This window comes from Amycolatopsis sp. CFH S0740, from assembly GCF_004522315.1.
GTDB classification, from domain to species: Bacteria; Actinomycetota; Actinomycetes; order Mycobacteriales; family Pseudonocardiaceae; genus Amycolatopsis; species Amycolatopsis nivea.
This window is the reverse complement of record NZ_SDLS01000011.1, coordinates 89,619-107,938: the sequence shown is the minus strand read 5'-3', so window position 1 is coordinate 107,938 and position 18,320 is coordinate 89,619. Positions and strand designations below refer to the sequence as shown.

The 18,320-nt window shown below is 69.2% G+C and carries 15 protein-coding genes and 2 tRNA genes; 10 read left to right on the top strand and 7 right to left on the bottom strand.

All coding sequences use genetic code 11. The annotated features are described in order from the left end of the window. The first annotated feature begins 127 nt into the window (after positions 1-127). The 3 genes from cofC to EIZ45_RS20290 are packed head-to-tail and all read left to right on the top strand — an operon-like array spanning position 128 to position 4,174. Positions 128-760, top strand: a complete 633-nt coding sequence (gene cofC / locus EIZ45_RS20300) for a 2-phospho-L-lactate guanylyltransferase (RefSeq protein WP_134665553.1) — start codon at positions 128-130, stop codon at positions 758-760. Positions 761-815: 55 nt separating this feature from the next. Further along, entirely contained in the window at positions 816-3,230 is a 2,415-nt protein-coding gene (locus EIZ45_RS20295; RefSeq protein ID WP_199817566.1) for an RNA degradosome polyphosphate kinase, read from the top strand. Beyond that, on the top strand, positions 3,227-4,174 hold the full coding sequence (locus EIZ45_RS20290; RefSeq protein ID WP_037811730.1) for an NUDIX hydrolase: 948 nt from the start codon (positions 3,227-3,229) through the stop codon (positions 4,172-4,174). Before EIZ45_RS20295 ends, EIZ45_RS20290 begins: the two co-directional genes overlap by 4 nt. 1,015 nt (positions 4,175-5,189) lie before the next feature. Here the strand turns inward: EIZ45_RS20290 and EIZ45_RS20285 are convergent. From EIZ45_RS20285 to leuC, 3 genes are all read right to left on the bottom strand, one after another. Then, positions 5,190-5,831, bottom strand: coding sequence for an HU family DNA-binding protein (locus EIZ45_RS20285; RefSeq protein ID WP_037811731.1), 642 nt, complete (start codon positions 5,829-5,831; stop codon positions 5,190-5,192). 242 nt (positions 5,832-6,073) lie between these two features. Continuing rightward, positions 6,074-6,676: a 3-isopropylmalate dehydratase small subunit gene (gene leuD / locus EIZ45_RS20280; protein ID WP_037811732.1), complete on the bottom strand. Its 603-nt coding sequence runs from the start codon at positions 6,674-6,676 to the stop codon at positions 6,074-6,076. 23 nt (positions 6,677-6,699) lie between these two features. Next, complete coding sequence (leuC, locus tag EIZ45_RS20275; RefSeq protein WP_043827833.1) at positions 6,700-8,124, bottom strand: 3-isopropylmalate dehydratase large subunit; 1,425 nt, start codon at positions 8,122-8,124, stop codon at positions 6,700-6,702. Between the two features lie 145 nt (positions 8,125-8,269). Between leuC and EIZ45_RS20270 the strand changes: the two genes are divergently transcribed. The 6 genes from EIZ45_RS20270 (at position 8,270) to EIZ45_RS20250 (ending at position 15,172) form a co-directional block, all read left to right on the top strand. Then, on the top strand, positions 8,270-8,971 hold the full coding sequence (locus EIZ45_RS20270) for an IclR family transcriptional regulator (RefSeq protein WP_009074079.1): 702 nt from the start codon (positions 8,270-8,272) through the stop codon (positions 8,969-8,971). A 1,145-nt stretch (positions 8,972-10,116) separates the two neighbouring features. Next, on the top strand, positions 10,117-10,740 hold the full coding sequence (locus tag EIZ45_RS20265; RefSeq protein WP_037811736.1) for an HU family DNA-binding protein: 624 nt from the start codon (positions 10,117-10,119) through the stop codon (positions 10,738-10,740). A 729-nt stretch (positions 10,741-11,469) separates the two neighbouring features. Further along, entirely contained in the window at positions 11,470-12,696 is a 1,227-nt protein-coding gene (locus EIZ45_RS20260) for a glycine betaine/L-proline ABC transporter ATP-binding protein (protein ID WP_051728871.1), read from the top strand. Further along, the gene (locus EIZ45_RS46480; protein ID WP_037811739.1) at positions 12,689-13,573 is read left to right on the top strand and encodes a proline/glycine betaine ABC transporter permease; all 885 of its coding nucleotides are present in this window, start codon (positions 12,689-12,691) and stop codon (positions 13,571-13,573) included. The genes EIZ45_RS20260 and EIZ45_RS46480 overlap by 8 nt, the downstream gene beginning before the upstream one ends. Positions 13,574-13,606: 33 nt before the next feature. After that, a complete protein-coding gene (locus EIZ45_RS46475) occupies positions 13,607-14,515 on the top strand; it encodes a glycine betaine ABC transporter substrate-binding protein (RefSeq protein ID WP_134665555.1) in 909 nt (302 codons plus the stop codon). Between the two features lie 156 nt (positions 14,516-14,671). Continuing rightward, positions 14,672-15,172: a MarR family winged helix-turn-helix transcriptional regulator gene (locus EIZ45_RS20250; RefSeq protein ID WP_167753965.1), complete on the top strand. Its 501-nt coding sequence runs from the start codon at positions 14,672-14,674 to the stop codon at positions 15,170-15,172. Here the strand turns inward: EIZ45_RS20250 and EIZ45_RS20245 are convergent. Next, entirely contained in the window at positions 15,169-15,657 is a 489-nt protein-coding gene (locus tag EIZ45_RS20245; protein ID WP_134665560.1) for a TetR family transcriptional regulator, read from the bottom strand. The two genes, EIZ45_RS20250 and EIZ45_RS20245, sit on opposite strands and share 4 nt — an antisense overlap. A gap of 85 nt (positions 15,658-15,742) precedes the next feature. On the opposite strand from EIZ45_RS20245, the gene EIZ45_RS20240 reads away from it, so the two are divergent. Next, entirely contained in the window at positions 15,743-16,798 is a 1,056-nt protein-coding gene (locus tag EIZ45_RS20240; protein ID WP_134665562.1) for an FAD-dependent monooxygenase, read from the top strand. A gap of 75 nt (positions 16,799-16,873) precedes the next feature. Here the strand turns inward: EIZ45_RS20240 and EIZ45_RS20235 are convergent. The 3 genes from EIZ45_RS20235 to EIZ45_RS20225 form a co-directional block, all read right to left on the bottom strand. Beyond that, positions 16,874-16,946 (bottom strand) — tRNA-Glu (locus tag EIZ45_RS20235). Between the two features lie 91 nt (positions 16,947-17,037). Then, positions 17,038-17,109, bottom strand: a tRNA-Gln gene (locus EIZ45_RS20230). Positions 17,110-17,158: 49 nt separating this feature from the next. Continuing rightward, on the bottom strand, positions 17,159-17,995 hold the full coding sequence (locus EIZ45_RS20225; RefSeq protein WP_134665564.1) for an HAD family hydrolase: 837 nt from the start codon (positions 17,993-17,995) through the stop codon (positions 17,159-17,161). Positions 17,996-18,320 lie beyond the last annotated feature (325 nt).

The window sequence follows — 18,320 nt, the reverse complement described above, 5'->3', positions numbered from 1 at the left end:
CGCCGTGCCACAGTTCTCCTCCTCGGGTCGCCTCTGCTCCGGGTGATCCTGCCGCGCGCCGGTTCGCGCAGTCCAGGGAGGGTGCGCTCACGCACGCGCGCGAGCGGTTTCGGGTAAAGATGGACAGGTGGACGCAGACCTGGTCATGCCGCTGAAACCGCCGGGCGCGGGCAAGTCGCGGCTGCGCGGCGCGGTCGCCGCGCACCGGCACGCCGAACTGGTGCTGGCGCTGGCCTGCGACACGCTGGCCGCGGTCACGTCGGTCGCCCGCGTCCGCCGCGTGCTCGTCGTCACCTCCGATCCGGCCGCGCTGTCCGAATTGGCCGGTCTCGGCGTCGAACTGGTCGCCGAACCGGCGGGCGGCGGGCTCAACGAAGCGTTGCGCCACGGCGCGGAGCTGCTGCGCGCGGACGCGCCGGACGGAGTCGTCGGCGCGCTCCAAGCGGATCTCCCCGCGTTGCGCGCGGTGGATCTGGAACAGGCGCTCACCGAAGCCGCCGGCCGGCGCGCGGTGGTCTTCGACCGGCAGGGCACCGGGACCACGCTGTTGCTGTCCGCGCCGGGGAAACCGCTCGACCCGCACTTCGGTGCCGGTTCCGCGGAACTGCATCGGGCGTCCGGTGCGATTCCGCTCACCCAGGCATTGCCGTCGCTGCGCAGCGACGTCGACACCGAAGATGATCTGCGCCACGCCGCGCGACTCGGTCTCGGGAAGCGCACCGCGGCATTGCTCCCGGCCGAACGGACGCAATTGCGCTGACGTGTTCACTCGACCTTCATCGCGGCCTGCGCAAACCGCGGCTTCGTAGTGAACAATGGGCAGCGTGAGCACAGAAGACGGCAGCACTCCGGCCCGGCGGCGCGTGAAGAGCGGCAGCAGCGCGTCCCCCTCGTCCCCGGCCCCGCGCACCGCGGGCGGGAAGGCGACCTCGCGCGGGAACGGCGACGCCGCGGCGGCCCGCCGGGCAAAACCCAAGGCGGCTCCGGCTGAGGACAAAGACAAACCGGCCAAGCGCAAAACCGCCTCGTCGAGCGCGCTGCGCACCTCGGCGAAGAAACCCGCCGCGCCGCCCGCCGCCGCGCGATCGCGCCGGACCACGACCGAGAGCGGCGAGGAATTCCGCTCCGTCCCCTCGGCCCCGCCCGCCGTCACGTCCGCGCCCACCGCCGTCGAGTCGCTTCCCGACGACCGTTATTTCAACCGCGAGCTGTCCTGGCTCGACTTCAACGCCCGCGTGCTCGCGCTGGCCGAGGACGAATCGCAGCCGCTGCTCGAACGGGCCAAGTTCCTCGCCATTTTCGCGTCCAATTTGGACGAGTTCTACATGGTCCGGGTCGCCGGGCTGAAACGGCGCGACGGCACCGGCCTCTCGGTGCGCAGCGCGGACGGGCTCACGCCGCGCGAACAGCTGGACTACATCGCCAAGCGCAACCAGGACCTGGTCGAGCGGCACACCGCCGCGTTCAAGGAGCACCTGCGCCCGCAGCTGGCCGAGCAGGACATCCGGATCGTCGGCTGGTCCGACCTGTCCGGCGCCGACCAGCTCCGGCTGTCGAGCTACTTCTCCGAGCAGATCTTCCCGGTGCTCACGCCGCTCGCGGTCGACCCGGCGCACCCGTTCCCGTACATCTCGGGGCTGTCGCTGAACCTCGCGGTGACGGTGCGGGATCCGCAGGGCGGCCTCGAACGGTTCGCGCGCGTGAAGGTGCCGAGCAACGTGCCGCGGCTGATGCGCGTGGAAACCGAACGCGGCAACCGGACCGCGACCTTCCTGCCGCTCGAGGAACTGATCTCCGCGCACCTGAGCGATCTGTTCACCGGCATGGAGGTCACCGAGCACCACGTCTTCCGCGTCACCCGCAACGCCGACTTCGAGGTCGAGGAAGACCGCGACGAGGACCTGTTGCAGGCCTTGGAACGCGAGCTGGCGCAGCGCCGGTTCGGCCCGCCGGTGCGGCTCGAGGTCGCGCAGGACATGAGCGAGCACATGCTCGAACTGCTGCTGCGCGAGCTGGAAGTCGATCCCGAGGACGTCGTCGAGGTGCCCGGTCTCCTCGACCTCACCTGCCTGTTCCAGCTGTCCGCGGTCGACCGCAAGGAGTTGAAGGACCGGCCGTTCGTGCCCGCGACGCATCCGGCGTTCGGCGAACGCGAGACGCCCAAGAGCGTGTTCGCGACGCTGCGCGAGGGCGACGTCCTGGTGCACCACCCGTACGACTCGTTCTCCACGAGCGTGCAGCGGTTCATCGAACAGGCCGCGGCCGACTCGAAGGTGCTGGCGATCAAGCAGACGCTGTACCGGACGTCGGGCGATTCGCCGATCGTGGACGCGCTGATCGACGCCGCCGAGGCGGGCAAGCAGGTCGTGGCGCTGGTGGAGATCAAGGCGCGGTTCGACGAGCAGGCCAACATCACCTGGGCGCGCACGCTGGAACGCGCGGGCGTGCACGTCGTGTACGGCTTGGTGGGCCTCAAAACGCACTGCAAGGTGTCGATGGTGGTGCGGCAGGAGGGTTCGACCATCCGCCGCTACTGCCACATCGGCACCGGCAACTACAACCCGAAGACCGCGCGGCTGTACGAGGACCTCGGCCTGCTCACCGCGGACCCGAGCATCGGCGCGGACATCACCGACCTGTTCAACGTCCTCACCGGCTACTCGCGCCAGGACACCTACCGCACGATCCTCACGTCGCCGCACGGCATCCGCCGCGGCATCGTGCGCGCGATCGGCGAGGAGATCGAACTCGCGCGCGCCGGGCTCGACGCGGGCATCCGGATCAAGTGCAACTCGCTCGTGGACGAGCAGGTGATCGACGCGCTGTACCACGCGTCGCAGGCAGGCGTTCCGGTCGACGTGGTGGTGCGCGGGATCTGTTCGCTGAAGCCGGGCGTCGAGGGCTTGAGCGAGAACATCCGCGTCCGCTCGATCCTCGGCCGGTTCCTGGAGCATTCGCGGGTGTTCAACTTCCGGGCGGGCGGCACGCACTGGATCGGCAGCGCGGACATGATGCACCGCAACCTCGACCGCCGGATCGAGGCGCTGGTGCGGGTCAAGGACCCGAGGCTGACACGGCAGCTGGACGAGGTGTTCGATTCGGCGCTCGATCCGCACACGCGCTGCTGGGTGCTCAGTTCCTCGGGCGAATGGCAGCCGTTCCCGGCCGCCGGTTCGCAGGTGCGCGACCATCAGCTCGAACTCGCGAAGCTGCACGGGGCCGTCGGATGAGCGTGGACGTCCGGGCCGCGGGCGCGGTGCTCTGGCGCCGTGCCGGGGCGGGGATCGAGGTAGCCGTCGTGCACCGGCCCCGCTACGACGATTGGTCGCTGCCGAAGGGAAAGGTCGACCCCGGCGAAACGATCGCCGCCACCGCGGTGCGCGAGATCGCCGAGGAGACCGGGTTCCGCGCGGTGCTGGGCCGCTATGTCGCGCAGACGAGGTACGAAGTCCCCGCGAAGAACAACGGGCGGCTGCTGCGCAAGAGCGTCGACTACTTCAGCGGCGAAGCCGTCGAGGGAGCCTTCGCGCCCAACGAAGAGGTCGACGAACTGCGCTGGCTGGACCCGATCGCGGCCGAGCAGCTGCTCACCCGGCCGGCGGATGTCCGGGTGCTGCGCGAGTTCTGCGCCCTCCCGCCCGCGCCGACGACGGTGTTGCTGGTGCGGCACGCGAAAGCGGGCAAACGCGAAGACTGGACCGGCGACGACGACCTCCGCCCGCTGTCGGAAGCCGGCCAACGCCAAGCGGCCGCACTGCGAGACCTGCTGCCGCTCTTCGGCCCCGACCGGGTGTTCTCCGCGCCGCGGCTGCGCTGCGTGCAGACCGTCGGCGGAATCGCGGACGCCCTCGGCGTCGAGGTGCGGCACGAGCCGTTGCTGTCGGAAGAGGGCTACTGGCCCGACCCGCTGCTCGGAATCCGCCGCCTGCTGGCGATCGCGGCCGACGGGGGCACCCCGCTGATCAGCAGCCAGGGCGGGGTGATCCCGGACCTGGTGAGCGCACTGGCGGATCGGGACGGCCTGGAACTGCCCGCCGCCCGCGACGGGGTGGTGCCGAGCAAGAAGGGCTCGCTGTGGGTCCTGTCGTTCTCCCCCGGCGACGACGGACCGGTTCTGGTGGGCGCGGACTATTACCCGAGCCCGCTGCCCGCTCCGGTGCCTTCGGCAGGCTGATTTTTTTCACCAGGGGCCCGGCGTGCGCGCCGGGCCCCTTCTCGTGCGCGCTCTTCGGCGATTCGGATTCTATAGAGACCGGTATTGCTGAGCGCCGCTCAGCAGTTATCCCGGGTCCGGCATAAGCGACGTCCGAGACACGCTCGCGGGGTTTATTTACCCCCGGCGGGGATTTATCTCCGGGCGTCGGATTAGCCCTCCCGGACCGACCTCTTCGGGGAATCCGATCGCCTTCCCGGACGGCCCCGAATCTGTTGTCTTATCAGCAATTCGGCGGGTTCTCCCTGGAGCCCGAACAGGCCGCCGACCTCGGGAAACGCTGTCTTCCCACTGCCCCAACACCATCCGGGCAGGTGCTCCGGCAACCCTGGCGGGGCAGCGAATTCGCGACCTCCGGAGAGACTCGCCACACCGGCTCGCCTGCCCCGCTGTCCCGCCTCGCCCGGAAACCCCGCGACCACAACGGGGTCTGGCTGACCACCGCTCGCCCCGCCTCGAAACCCGCCCGCCACAACAGCTCGCCCGCCCTCTCGCAGCAGGTCGACACCGCAATCGCCCCCGCAGCGCCATCCCCGCAACGCGCCCGGTCCGCTCGTCCGGGCACCCCTCAGCCACCCGCGACCCGCCGCCGTCCAGCCACAATCCCAGCCCCCGCAACCTCGTCCGACTCCCCGCCCGAAGCACCCCACGCAGCCGCAACCTAACCCGCACCAGCACAACAACCCTGCCCCTGCTCACCGCGCGAAGCACCCACCCAGACGAAACCCCAACCCCACGCCAGCACCGCAACCCCTGCGCCGACTCACCGCCCCAAACACGCCGCCCAGCCGAGCGCCCGCACAACAACCCCGCCCCGACTCCCCGCTCAGCCCAGCCGAAACCCCAGCCCCCACAACGCCTCACCACTCCCCGCCAGACTCCGCCCGTCCAGCCGCCCAAGCCCCCGAAAACGCGGCAGGGCCCCGACCTCACCCGAGGTCGGGGCCCTGCCGCGAAGCAACGAATACCGGGGCTGTTACTTCTTCTTGGCCGCCGAGGTGCGCTTCGCCGGGGCCTTCTTGGCCGCGGCCGTAGTCTTCTTCGCTGCCGCGGTGGTCTTGGCGGCAGGCTTGGCGGCGGCCTTCGCCCGCGTGGTGGTGGCCTTCGGGGCCGCCTTGGCGCGGGTGGTGGTGGACTTCGCGGCCGTGGCGCGCGTCGTCGTCTTGGCCGCGGTGGCCTTGGCGGGAGCCTTGGCCGCGGTGGCGCGGGTGCGCGTGGCGGCGGGCTTCGCCGCCGTGGCACGGGTGCTGCGCGTGGCGGTGGTCGAGGCGGCGCGGGTGGTGGTCGCCTTCGCGGTGCTGGCCGTGGCCCGCTTCGCCGCCGTGGCCTTCGGCAGCTTCTTCGAACCGGAAATCACGTCCTTGAACGTGGTGCCCGCGCGGAACGCCGGAACGTTCGTCTTCTTCACTCGCACGGCTTCGCCGGTGCGCGGGTTGCGCGCGGTGCGGGCGGCACGAGCGCGCTTCTCGAACACCCCGAAGCCGGTGATGTTCACCTTTTCGCCCTTGTTGACCGTCCGGATGATGATGTCGACGAGACCGTCGACGGCCTCCGAAGCAACCTTTTTGTCGCCCAGACGCTCCGACAGCGCCTCGATCAGCTGGGCCTTGTTGGCCATTCCAGTCCCTCCAAGAAGAACTCTTCGTCCACGGCCAGGTCGGCCGGCTAACGCACACGGTATTACCAAGACAGCACAAATTCCAAACGGCACGCGAAATTTTCCCTTGCGGCGGGAACGGTTCCGCCCTCCCGAAGGACCCGTTTCCGGGTCCGGGAGGCTCCGTTTGGCGTGGGCGAAGAGGGGGCCCGCCGGGGGCGGATTCCCTTTCCGAGCAGGGAATCCGGCCCCGGCGGCGCAGGTCAGGAGGTCGCGGCGGGAAGCGTCGCGGGCTTCCAGGAGGGCCGCTTCGACTCGAACTCGTCGATGTCCCCCGCGTGGCGCAGGGTCAGCGCGATGTCGTCGAGTCCTTCGAGCAGCCGCCAGCGGACGTAGTCGTCGATCTGGAAGGGCGCGGTGAAGTCCTTGGCCCGCACGGTCTTGGCCTCGAGGTCCACCGACACCTCGGTGCCGGGCTCGTTCTCCAGCAGCTTCCAGAGCAGTTCGACATCCGACTGCTCGCACTGCGCGGCGACGAGGCCGCCCTTGCCGGAGTTGCCGCGGAAGATGTCGGCGAACCGGGACGAGATGACGACCCGGAAGCCGTAGTCCATCAACGCCCACACGGCGTGCTCGCGCGACGAACCGGTGCCGAAGTCAGGCCCGGCGACCAGCACCGACCCGTTCTTGAACGGTTCCTGGTTGAGGATGAAGTCCTCCTGGCCGCGCCAGGCGGCGAACAGCCCGTCCTCGAATCCGGTGCGGGTCACGCGCTTGAGGTAGACGGCCGGGATGATCTGGTCAGTGTCCACGTTGGACCTGCGCAGCGGGACCCCGATCCCGGTGTGCTGGGTGAACGGTTCCATGGTGGGAGCTCCTCTCGGGGAAGTCAGGCGGGCAGGTCGGCGGGCGAGGACAGCGTCCCGCGCACGGCGGTGGCGGCGGCCACGAGCGGCGAGACGAGGTGCGTGCGCCCGCCCTTGCCCTGCCGTCCCTCGAAGTTGCGGTTGGAGGTGGACGCGCTCCGCTCGCCGGGGGCGAGCTGGTCCGGGTTCATCCCGAGACACATGGAGCAGCCCGCCTGCCGCCATTCGGCTCCCGCCTCGGCGAAGATCTTGTCCAGGCCTTCCTCTTCGGCGGTCTTGCGCACCCGCATCGAACCGGGCACCACGAGCATCCGGACCGAATCGGCCACCTTGCGCCCGCGCAGCACCTCGGCCGCGGCGCGCAGGTCCTCGATCCGGCCGTTGGTGCAGGACCCGAGGAAGACGGTGTCCACCGCGATCTCGCGCAGCGGCGTGCCCGGCTTCAGATCCATATAGGACAGCGCCTTCTCGGCGGCGAAGCGCGCGTTCTCGTCCGGGATCGCGGCCGGGTCGGGCACCGAATCGCCCAGCGGCAGGCCCTGTCCCGGGTTGGTGCCCCACGTCACGAACGGCGTCAGCTGGTCCGCGTCGAGGTGGACCTCGGCGTCGAATTCCGCGCCCTCGTCGGTGCGCAGCTCGCGCCAGGCGGCGACGGCGGCGTCCCACTCCTCGCCCTTCGGCGCGTGCGGACGGCCCTTGAGGTAGGCGAAGGTCGTCTCGTCCGGCGCGATCATGCCGGCGCGCGCGCCCGCCTCGATCGACATGTTGCAGATGGTCATCCGGGCTTCCATCGACAGCTCTTCGATGGCCTTGCCGCGGTACTCGAGGACGTAGCCCTGCCCGCCGCCGGTGCCGATTTTGGCGATCACCGCGAGGATCACGTCCTTCGCGGTGACGCCCGGCTGCAGCGTGCCGTCGACGTTGATCGCCATCGTCTTGAACGGCCGCAGCGGCAGCGTCTGGGTGGCGAGCACGTGCTCGACCTCGGAAGTGCCGATGCCGAAGGCCATCGCGCCGAACGCGCCGTGCGTCGAGGTGTGACTGTCGCCGCACACCACGGTGGTGCCCGGCTGGGTCAGCCCGAGCTGCGGTCCGATCACGTGCACGATGCCCTGTTCGGCGTCGCCCATCGGGTGCAGCCGGACGCCGAACTCCTTGCAGTTGCGGCGAAGCGTGTCGACCTGGGTGCGGGACACCGGGTCGGCGATCGGGAGGTCGATGTCGACGGTGGGGACGTTGTGGTCCTCGGTGGCGATGGTGAGGTCGGGGCGGCGCACCTGCCGCCCGGCCAGCCGCAGTCCGTCGAACGCCTGCGGGCTGGTCACTTCGTGCACCAGGTGGAGGTCGATGTAGAGCAGATCCGGTTCGGCGCCTTCGCCTCGGCGCACGAGGTGGCTGTCCCACACCTTCTCCGCCAGCGTACGAGCCTTGCCGGTGGGGGTGGTCATCTCCGGCTCCTTCCACGGGATCGGCCGGGAGCACGGAACCCGGACAGAGCCGGTGAGGAGGGGCGAGCCGCGGCTGGCCGCGGGCCCGGGTTTCGTTTTTCCCAGATTCTGGACTTCCCACACTGCGGGAAGATAGTATCGCGTCGTGGGACAGCATAGCGGTATCGGAGTACTGGACAAAGCCGTGGCCGTGCTGCAGGCCGTCGCCGAGGACCCGTGCGGGCTGGCGGAACTGTGCACGCGCACCGGGCTTCCGCGCGCGACCGCGCACCGGCTCGCGGTCGGGCTCGAGGTGCATCGCCTGTTGCGGCGCGGCCCGGACGGGCGCTGGCGGCCGGGCACCGCGCTCGCCGAACTCGCGGGCGGGTCGACCGACCCGTTGCTCGACGCGGCGAGTTCGGTGCTGCCGAAGCTCCGGGACATCACCGGCGAAAGCGTTCAGCTTTACCGGCGCGACGGCGTGCAGCGCGTGTGCGTTTCGACCGCGGAACCGCCGAGCGGTTTGCGCGACACGGTTCCGATCGGCTCGCGCCTGCCGATGACGGCGGGCTCGGGCGCGAAGGTCCTTGCCGCGTGGTCGGATCCGCACACGCAACGGACGATCCTCGCCGACGCGGTTTACGGGGAACGCACTCTGCTCGAAGTCCGCCGCCGCGGCTGGGCGCAAAGCGTCGCCGAACGCGAACCGGGTGTCGCGAGCGTTTCCGCCCCGGTGCGCGATTCCTCCGGAACCGTCGTCGCCGCGGTATCGGTCTCCGGCCCGATCGAACGCATAGGGCGCAAGCCCGGCGCCCGGTGGGCGGCCGATCTCCTCGCCGCCGCCGACGCGCTCCAGGAACGCCTCTAACGCCCGCCTCCCACCACGCGCCAACCCCAGGCCGCCTTCCGCCACCCCGGCGGGAGGCGGCCTTTTCACATCGACGCCCGCCTGACGCGGGTTACCGCGAACACACCCCGACCGACAGCCAGACCCCAAGCGCCGCCGCCGAAGCACCCGGGGAACGACTCAGCCGCTCAGCCCTTCCCCGACAGCCCTCCCCTCACACGAGGCAGCTCCCCTCGCCCCACGCGACGAACCCAAAGCCCCAACCACCTCTCCGCCACCCCGGCGGGAGGCGGCCTTTTCACATCGACGCCCGCCTGTCAGACCCGAATCCAAAGCCCGCCCACCCCAGCCGCCGCTCCACCGCACCGGAAGGAGGCAGCCTTTTCCCATCGACAATCCTGACGCGGGTTACCGCGAACACACCCCGACCGACAGCCAGACCCCAAGCGCCGCCGCCGAAGCACCCGAGGAACGACTCCGCCGCTCAACCCTTCCCCGACAGCCCTCCCCTAACGCGAAGCCGCACCCCTCGCCCCACGCGACGAACCCCAAGCCCCGACCACCTCCCCGCCACCCCGCCAAGAACCGCCCTTCCCCACAACCGATCCCACCGACGCGACGTCCCGCGAACCCAACGCACCCCGCAGCCGAACCCAAACCCGGCACCGCGAACGATTCCGCCCCGCCGCGCGATTCCCCCGCGCCACGCCACCGACCCGATCGAACGACCTCGAGCCCCTCCCGCAGACCCTCCCGGCCGCCAACCACGACGCCCCGCGGAACGCCTCTGTCGCCCAGCCCCCGCTCCGCCACGCCCGTGCGAGGCAGCCTTTTTCGCGCGGTTTTCGATCGTCCTCAGTAGACCGTCCGGCCGCTGCACGGGTCGTCCGAGCACCGCATCCACACCCGGCCACGACACCTCAAGAAAAGGCAAAACCGCAGGCCAGCGGCTGTCCACATGCGACTTTGCCGGTGCCGCAAGCACTCTCGCAGGTCTTCCGGCCAGTGAAAGAATCCGGCGCTTCGGGCGGCTCGCCCGCTCTCCGGTTAGCCGACACGGCAACGAAAAAGGCAGGTCCCGATTGGACTTGCGAAGTCTATGGGTGATAATGACTGCGTTCGGCCTGTATGGCCGTATAAAACAAGTTCTGGTTGGAGGAACTGGAATGGCCAACAAGGCCCAGCTGATCGAAGCTCTGTCGGAGCGCATCGGCGACAAGAAGGCAGCCGCGGAAGCCGTCGACGGTCTCGTCGACATCATCATCCGCACCGTCCACAAGGGCGAAAAGGTCACCATCACCGGCTTCGGTGTCTTCGAAAAGCGCGCTCGTGCCGCCCGCACCGCGCGCAACCCGCGCACCGGCGAAGCCGTGCGGGTCAAGAAGACCAACGTTCCGGCGTTCCGCGCGGGCACCACGTTCAAGGACGTCATCTCCGGCTCCAAGAAGCTGCCGAAGGCGACTGCCGTGAAGCGTGCGACCGCCAGCACCGCGAAGGCGACCGCCACCCGCGCCACGGCGACGACCACCACTCGCGCCAAGGCCACCGCCGCCAAGCCGGCCGCCACCCGCACCCGCGCCACCGCGGCCAAGGCTCCCGCCAAGGCCACCGCCGCGAAGGCCACCACCACCCGCGCCAAGGCGACCGCCACCAAGGCCACCGCGGCCAAGGCGGCTCCGAAGGCCACCACCACGCGGGCGAAGGCCGCCGCCAAGCCGGCCGCCAAGAAGACCACGGCGACCGCGAAGAAGGCTCCGGCCAAGCGCACCTCGGCCGCGAAGAAGAAGTAACTCCGCTTCTCCGGAAGCAGACCGCAAGCCCCGCCCGGCTTCTCCCCGGGCGGGGCTTGCCGCATCTCTGCCCTTTTTTCCCGCGCCGCATGCGCTCTCCGGCATTCGGAGCAAACGGCGCACGGACGACCCCGATTCCCCAGCAGCGCGTCGACCGTCAAGATCCGTTGGCAGGCTTGCCCGTACGGCTCTCCCGGACCGTGAAGCGACAGCTGGGTCGCAGCGGCGGGCATTGTCCCCGCCGCACCACAACGGCGCAGCGCGAAGGAAATCGGGGGAACGCCTCTGCGTTTTCCCGATCGCACCGGCCATCTCGCCGCCGCCTCCAGTCGATCACCTGTTCCCCCAAGCAAGTGCGAACGCCCGCGCGAAACGGTCTCCGGGGTTTCCTTGCCGTGTCCGGCCCGGCACCATGCGTGGCCGCCAGGTGTCCGCGATCACCCAGGCCGCGCAAGGTCCACAACAGACTTTCGGGTTGTTATGCGAACGTGACAACCACGCACTGTCGCCACCGGTAATCCAGTCGGGCGAACCGGCGAATCCGGACTGGTTTCGCCAGCGCACACCGTCTTTTCCCCGCCGCCGCACCGGTGTCTCGCGGGCGCGCGCACCGCGCCCGCGAAAGTGGGTGCCGGGCCACGAAAACCGGCCGTCATCGGTGAAGCGGTCGCGCGATCGGCTCCGATCACTGTTGGTCTATGCAATCATGACGCCCGGCAAGGACCCCGAATGCGAGAACATGAGACGACTGTGCCGATAGTTCGTGTGGAGAAGCTGTACAAAGTGTTCGGCCGCCGGGCGGAAGAAGCGGTCGGCAAGCTGGAGAACGGCGCCGACCGCGCCGAATTGGAGCTGCCCGGCGTGACCGCGGCGGTGATCGACGCCTCCTTCACCGTGGAGCGCGGCGAAATTTTCGTGGTGATGGGACTGTCCGGTTCGGGCAAGTCGACCCTGCTGCGCACGCTGAACGGATTGCTCCCGGCCACTTCCGGGCGGGTGCTGGTCGACGACATCGACCTGACCGACAAGTCCGCGAGCGAGGTGCGCGAGCTGCGCCAGCGGCGGATGAGCATGGTGTTCCAGCACTTCGCGCTGTTCCCGCACCGCACGGTCGCGGAGAACGTCGCCTACGGGCTGAGCGTGCAGAACGCTCCGCGCGAGCGGCAGCGCGAACGCACCGCCGAAGCGCTCGAGATGGTCGGGCTCACCGGATGGGAGGACCGGTTGCCCGGTCAGCTTTCCGGCGGGATGCGCCAGCGCGTCGGCCTCGCCCGCGCGCTGGCCGCGGACACCGAGATCCTGCTGATGGACGAGGCGTTCAGCGCGCTGGACCCGTTGATCCGCAAGGAGATGCAGGACCAGCTCCTGACGCTGCAGCGGCAGCTGGGCAAAACGATCGTGTTCATCACGCACGACCTCAACGAGGCCATGCGCCTCGGCGACCGGATCGCGATGATGCGCGACGGCAGGATCGTGCAGGTCGCGACCGCGCAGGAGATGCTCACCGAACCGGCCGACGAATACGTCGCGAAGTTCGTCCGCGATGTCGACCGTTCCCGGGTGCTCACCGCGTCCGCCGTGATGGCGCCCGCGGACATCTCGTTCACCCCGGCCACGACCGTCGCCGAAGCGCTGGAAACGATGCGCCGGAACGAACTCTCCGGCGTGCTGGTGACCGAGGACGGCAAGTTCGCCGGCGCGGTCGACCGGCGCGCGGTGAGCGAGGCCGCCGACAACGGCACGGAAACGATCGCCGGCCTCGTCGACCGGTCCGCCGCGCGCACCAGCCCGGAAACCCAGATGGCCGAACTGTTCGGCCACGCGGCTTCCGCGCCCGCGCCGCTCGCGGTGGTCGACGCCGAGGGCGCGCTGCTCGGCGCGGTGACCCGGGAGGCGCTGCTGAACGCGCTGAGCTCAGGAGAAAACGACGAACAGGAGGTGAACGCCCGTGTCTGACAGCGTCCTCTTCGGCGATCTGCCGCAGATTCCCGTCGGCACCTGGTTCAAGGCGATCATCGACTGGCTGCAGGGCAACATCGGCCCGTTCTTCGATTTCGTCGAAACCGTCGTCAGCGGTGCGATCAACGGCCTTTCCTCGGCCCTGACCTGGGTGCCGTGGCCCGTGCTGCTCGTGATCTTCGCGGCGCTCGGCTGGTGGCTGCGCGGCTGGAAGTTCGGCCTCGGCTCGGCGATCGGGTTCGCGCTCATCGACAGCCTCCGCGAATTCCCCTCCGCGATGCAGACCCTTTCGCAGGTGCTGATTTCCGGCGTGGTCGCGGTGGTGATCGCGGTGCCGGTCGGGATCGCGGCCGCGCGCAACGAAACAGTGAGCCGGATCGTGAAGCCGGTGCTGGACTTCATGCAGACGCTGCCCGCGTTCGTGTACCTGATCCCGGTCATCTTCTTCTTCTCGATCGGCGCGGTGCCGGGCGTGGTGGCGACTGTCGTGTTCTCGCTGCCGCCGGGCGTGCGGCTGACCGAACTCGGCATCCGCCAGGTCGACCCGGAAATGGTCGAGGCGGGCGAGGCGTTCGGCTCACCGCCGCGGCGGATCCTGCGGGAGATCCAGATCCCGCTCGCGATGCCGTCGATCATGGCCGGAATCAACCAGATCATCATGCTGTCGCTGTCGATGGTCGTGATCTCCGGCATGGTCGGCGCGCCGGGACTCGGCGCCGAGGTGTACGCCGCGGTCACGAGCCTCAAGCTGGACCTGGGTTTCCAAGCCGGTCTCAGCGTGGTCGTGCTGGCGATCTATCTCGACCGGCTCACCTCTTCGCTCGGGGCGCGCTCGGCGGTGGGCCGCGCCCTCCGCCGGGCCGACGCGGCCTGATCCACCTCCACCGCAACGAGAAAGGACGAACGAGTGCGCACATCGAAACGCTTCGGCCGGATCATCGCCATCGGCGCCGCCGTGACGGCCCTGGTCGGCCTCACCGCGGCGTGCGGCGGCCGGGAGTCCCAGTCGGGCAACAGCCAGGAAGCCAAGAGCGTCACCATCGGCTACATCAACTGGGACGAGGACGTCGCCCTCACCAACCTGTACCAGGCGGTGCTGGAGGAGAAGGGCTACAAGGTCAAGACGCAGATGCTCGACGTCGGCCCGATCTACGCGGGTCTCGCGAAGGGCGACGTCGACCTGTTCCTCGACTCGTGGCTGCCCGCGACGCACAAGCAGTACTGGGACCAGTACAAGAACCAGCTCGAAGACCTCGGCGTCTGGTACGACAAGGCGACCCTGAACCTTGCCGTGCCGGACTACGTGAAGGACGTCAACAGCATCGCCGACCTCAAGGACAAGGCGAGCATGTTCGGCGGCAAGATCACCGGCATCGAGGCGAGCGCGGGCGAGACGGGCATCGTGCAGAAGCAAGCGATCCCGCAGTACGGCCTCGACGGCGCGATGACCCTGCAGAACTCGTCGACCACCGCGATGCTGGCCGCGCTCGACAGCTCGATCAAGGCGAAGAAGCCGATCGTCGTGACGCTGTGGCACCCGCACTGGGCGTACTCGCGCTACCAGCTCAAGGATCTCCAGGACCCGAAGGGCGCGATGGGCAAGGGCGAGCAGATCCACGCACTGGGTCGCAAGGGCTTCGAGAAGGACTTCCCGGCGCTCGCCGGCGTGGCCAAGAAGCTGAAGATGTCGGACGAGGACCTCGGTTCGCTCGAGGACGCGATCCAGAAGGCTCCGAAGGGCCAGGAAAAGACCGCCGCCAAGCAGTGGGCGGATCAGCACAAGCAGTTCGTGGACCAGGCTTTCGCCGGTCTCTGAGCAGGCTCCAGAACGACCCCGCCTCCCGTTCGCCGGGACGCGGGGTCGTTTCTTTTTCCCGCCGGTCGGGCAGCCGGGACGGCCCGATCCCCCCTGATTCGTTGCCCAGCACCGTTATCGAGCGGAATCCGCCGCGGGATGCGGCACACTGGGCATATGTCTCGCGCGCCGATCTCCGCTCGCACCGACGTACCCGACGACGTCGACGCGGTCACCGAAGCCGTGCTCACCGCTTCGCGGCTGCTCGTCGCGGTGTCCGCGCGGTCCATCGCCTCCGTCGGCGACCTCATCACGATGCCGCAATTCCGGCTCCTGGTGGTGCTGCATTCCCGCGGCCCGCTGAAACAGGCCGCGCTCGCCGAACATCTCGGCGTCACGCCGTCCACCGCGAGCCGGATGATCGACCGGCTGGTCGCCGTCGAACTGGTCGCCCGTTTGGGCAACCCGTCGTCCCGGCGCGAGGTCGTCATCGAACTCACTCAGGAAGGCGACCGGATCGTCCGCGTCGTCACCCAACGGCGGCGACGCGAAATCGCCGCCGTCGTGGAGAAAATGCCCGAATCGGCCCGCCGCGGCCTGGTCGACGCGCTGACCGCGTTCGCCGAAGCGGGCGGCGAACCGCCCGCCGGAAACCCGGCCGACGCCGTCTGGGTCTAGCTTTCCGCCGCCACCGCGCGAATCCCGTCGGTCACTTCTTTCGCCGACGGGGCCTCCTCCGGGTCGAGCAGCCACTGCACCATCAGCCCGATCACCAACGCGCTCTGCGCCGCCCCGCCGACCCCGGCGCGCGCCTCCCGCAGCCCCTGCACGAGATGCCGGCGCACGTCCGGTGACCGCTCGGCCTGCACGAGCGCTTCCAACTGCGCGACCCACAGCGCCCGGTGCTCGCCGAAACTGTCGATCAGCCGGCTCAGCCCCTGCTCGGACAGGTCGAAGGACGAATCCGCGACCTGACCGCCCAGCTCGTCGACCGCCGCGACCAGCGCCTGCGTGAGCAACGCGTCCCGCGACCCGAAGTGGTAGCCGATCGCCGCGTGACTGACCCCCGCCGCGGCCGCGATGTCGCGCACCGTCGTATTGCCCCAGCCCCGCTCGATCAAGCAGTGCTTCGCCCCGGCCAGCAGATCCTCGCGATTACCCATGGCGCCCAGCCTAGCCGAAGTCTTGTCCAGATGGTTTATCCAAACGGTTTGACCAAATGGACAAACCTTGGCTACGGTCTCTCCCATGACCTCCTCGAACGTCCTGATCTCCGGCGCCGGCGTCGCCGGCACCACCCTCGCCGAGCTGCTCACCCGCGCCGGCCACCGCGTGACGATCGTCGAACGCGCCCCCGCCCTCCGGCACACCGGTTACGCCGTGGATTTCCGCGGCGCCGCCTTCGATGTCCTCGCCGAGCTGGGCATCCTCGACGACGTCCGCCGGCACGACACGAAAATGACCGGCACGGCCATCGTCGACCGCGACGGCACCCAGGTAGACCTGCTGCCCGCCGAAGCTTTCGCCGGCGAACTGGAGGTGCCCAAGCACGTCCTGAACGAGCTGCTGTACGCCCTGACTGTCGATCATGTCGAGTACCGCTTCGGCACCTCGATCACGTCGCTGACGCAAACTGAGGCCGCCGTGACCGCCGAACTGACCGACGGCTCCACGGGGACCTACGACCTGGTCTTCGGCGCGGACGGCGTGTACTCGAAGGTCCGCCAACTGGCCTTCGCCCCGCACTCAGCAGTGCTGCAGCACCTCGGCCTCTCGGGCGCGGGCTTCACCATGCCGAACTTCCTGAACTTGGACCACAGCGGCCTCCTCCGCACCGCCGACGGCACCGCGGTCTACTTGTTCAACTCAGCGGACCCCGACCGCTTGACGGTCAGCCTGTCCTTCGGAACGACCTCAGGAGCCCTGGACCGTCTCCCCCGCGCCGACCAGGAAGCAGCGACCCGCGCCGCCTTCGCCGGTGACGCTTGGCACACGCCGCGCCTCCTCGAGGCGATGTCGGAGGCCGCGGATTTCTACTTCAGCTCGAGCACTCAGGTACACCTGGACCACTGGTCGACCGGCCGCATCGCCCTGGTGGGAGACGCCGGATACTGCGCCGCGCCGACGGCGGGCATGGGCACCTCGCAGGCCCTGCTCGGCGCCCGTTCGCTGGCCCGGCGCTTGGCGGACGCGGCGTACCCGGAAGCTTTCGCCAAGTACGAGGCCGAACTCCGGCCGTATGTGACCGAAAACCAGGCGAATGGCCGCGCGGCGGCAGCGATGTTCGGCGGCGCGCAGGAGTGATCGTGGATTGCCCGGGTTTTCCCGCTGAATACAACAAAGCCCGGTTGATCTTTAATCGATCAACCGGGCTGGCTGTACCCCCGATGGGATTCGAACCCACGCTACCGGCGTGAGAGGCCGGCGTCCTAGGCCGCTAGACGACGGGGGCTTAGGAACTTCCCCGTTTCCGGGGCGTTTCTTGCGAGAGAGAACTTACCAGAAGCGATTTTCGCACTTCCGAGAGGGGGTCCTCTCTGCAGCTGGGGTACCAGGACTCGAACCTAGACTAACTGGACCAGAACCAGTCGTGCTGCCAATTACACCATACCCCAGTGAGGTACTTTCCCGGTTGCCCAGGTCAGTGCCGCACGAGAAGAAATACTAGAACATCCCGCCGCGGCCGGTCGCAGCGGGGGTCCCCGCCGCGCGCGGGGCAGGCACGCCGACCGTCGCGTACTCCGAAACCAGCAGCTCAGGAAGCTCGCCGAGCCCCGCCACGGTGTGCACCCCCTCAGGCGCCCGCTCGCCGGTGCGACTGGTCCCGTCGCGATCGAGCCAGACCGCGCCGAGCCCGGCTTCGAACGCGCCGATCGCGTCGGTGTCGAGCTTGTCCCCGACGTGCACCGTGCGTTCCGGCGGGCAGTCCAGCGCCAGGCAGACCGAGTGGAACATCACCGGATCGGGTTTCGCGACCCCGACCTCGCCCGCGATCGCGACGTGGTCGAAATACGGCGCCAGCCCGAGTTCCGCGATTTTCTGCCGCTGATGAACCCCTGAGGCGTTCGTCACGGCGGCCAGCTGAAGCCCCGCGGCGCGCAGCCATTCCAGGCAAGGAAGAACATCGTCGAACAACCGCCAGGACCGAGCCAGAATCTCCCGCCGGCGCGCCTCGAACGCGCTCACTTGCGCGGAGTCGCCGAAGATCCCCAACTCGGCGAGGAAACATTCAGTACGCCGGTGATGCATGACGTCGTAACCGAGTTTCCCCGCCACCACAAGCGCGACGTGCTCCTCGGTGGTCAAATCCCACAACGGCCAAAGATCGTCGCGCCCCGTGAGCGCGTGCAACGTGCGCCGGATCGCGGCGGTGCAGTCGATCAACGTGTCATCGATGTCGAGGCAAACCAGACTCAACTCAGGAGGAGCCCACGGTTCGCGACCGGCAGCGGCCGGCGGGGCAGTACGAGCACGCGACAGAGCGGCCGGGGCGAAATCCACCCCGTGAGGCTAGGGCACTCGCCGCGTTCGCAACGCGGCCAAAAAGGTGATTACCCCAGAGCCGTTGCCGCTGACCGGCTCTACCGCCGGTGCACAAAGTGTCCGCCCCGTGACGTTCACCACCGCCCCAGAGGGCCGAGCGGGTGAAAGCCGCTTACTCCACGCTCCCCTTCGAAAACTTACCAATTCCGAACGGTCCCCCTCGGCGCCCGCGCCACTGCCCCCTCCTGCTTCCGCCTCGAAACCCTGTAGCCACAACCCTTTCCCCGCGCACAAAGTCGGCCGCCCTCAGTCCTGACTGTCCTCAAAGCAACAACAACCACGC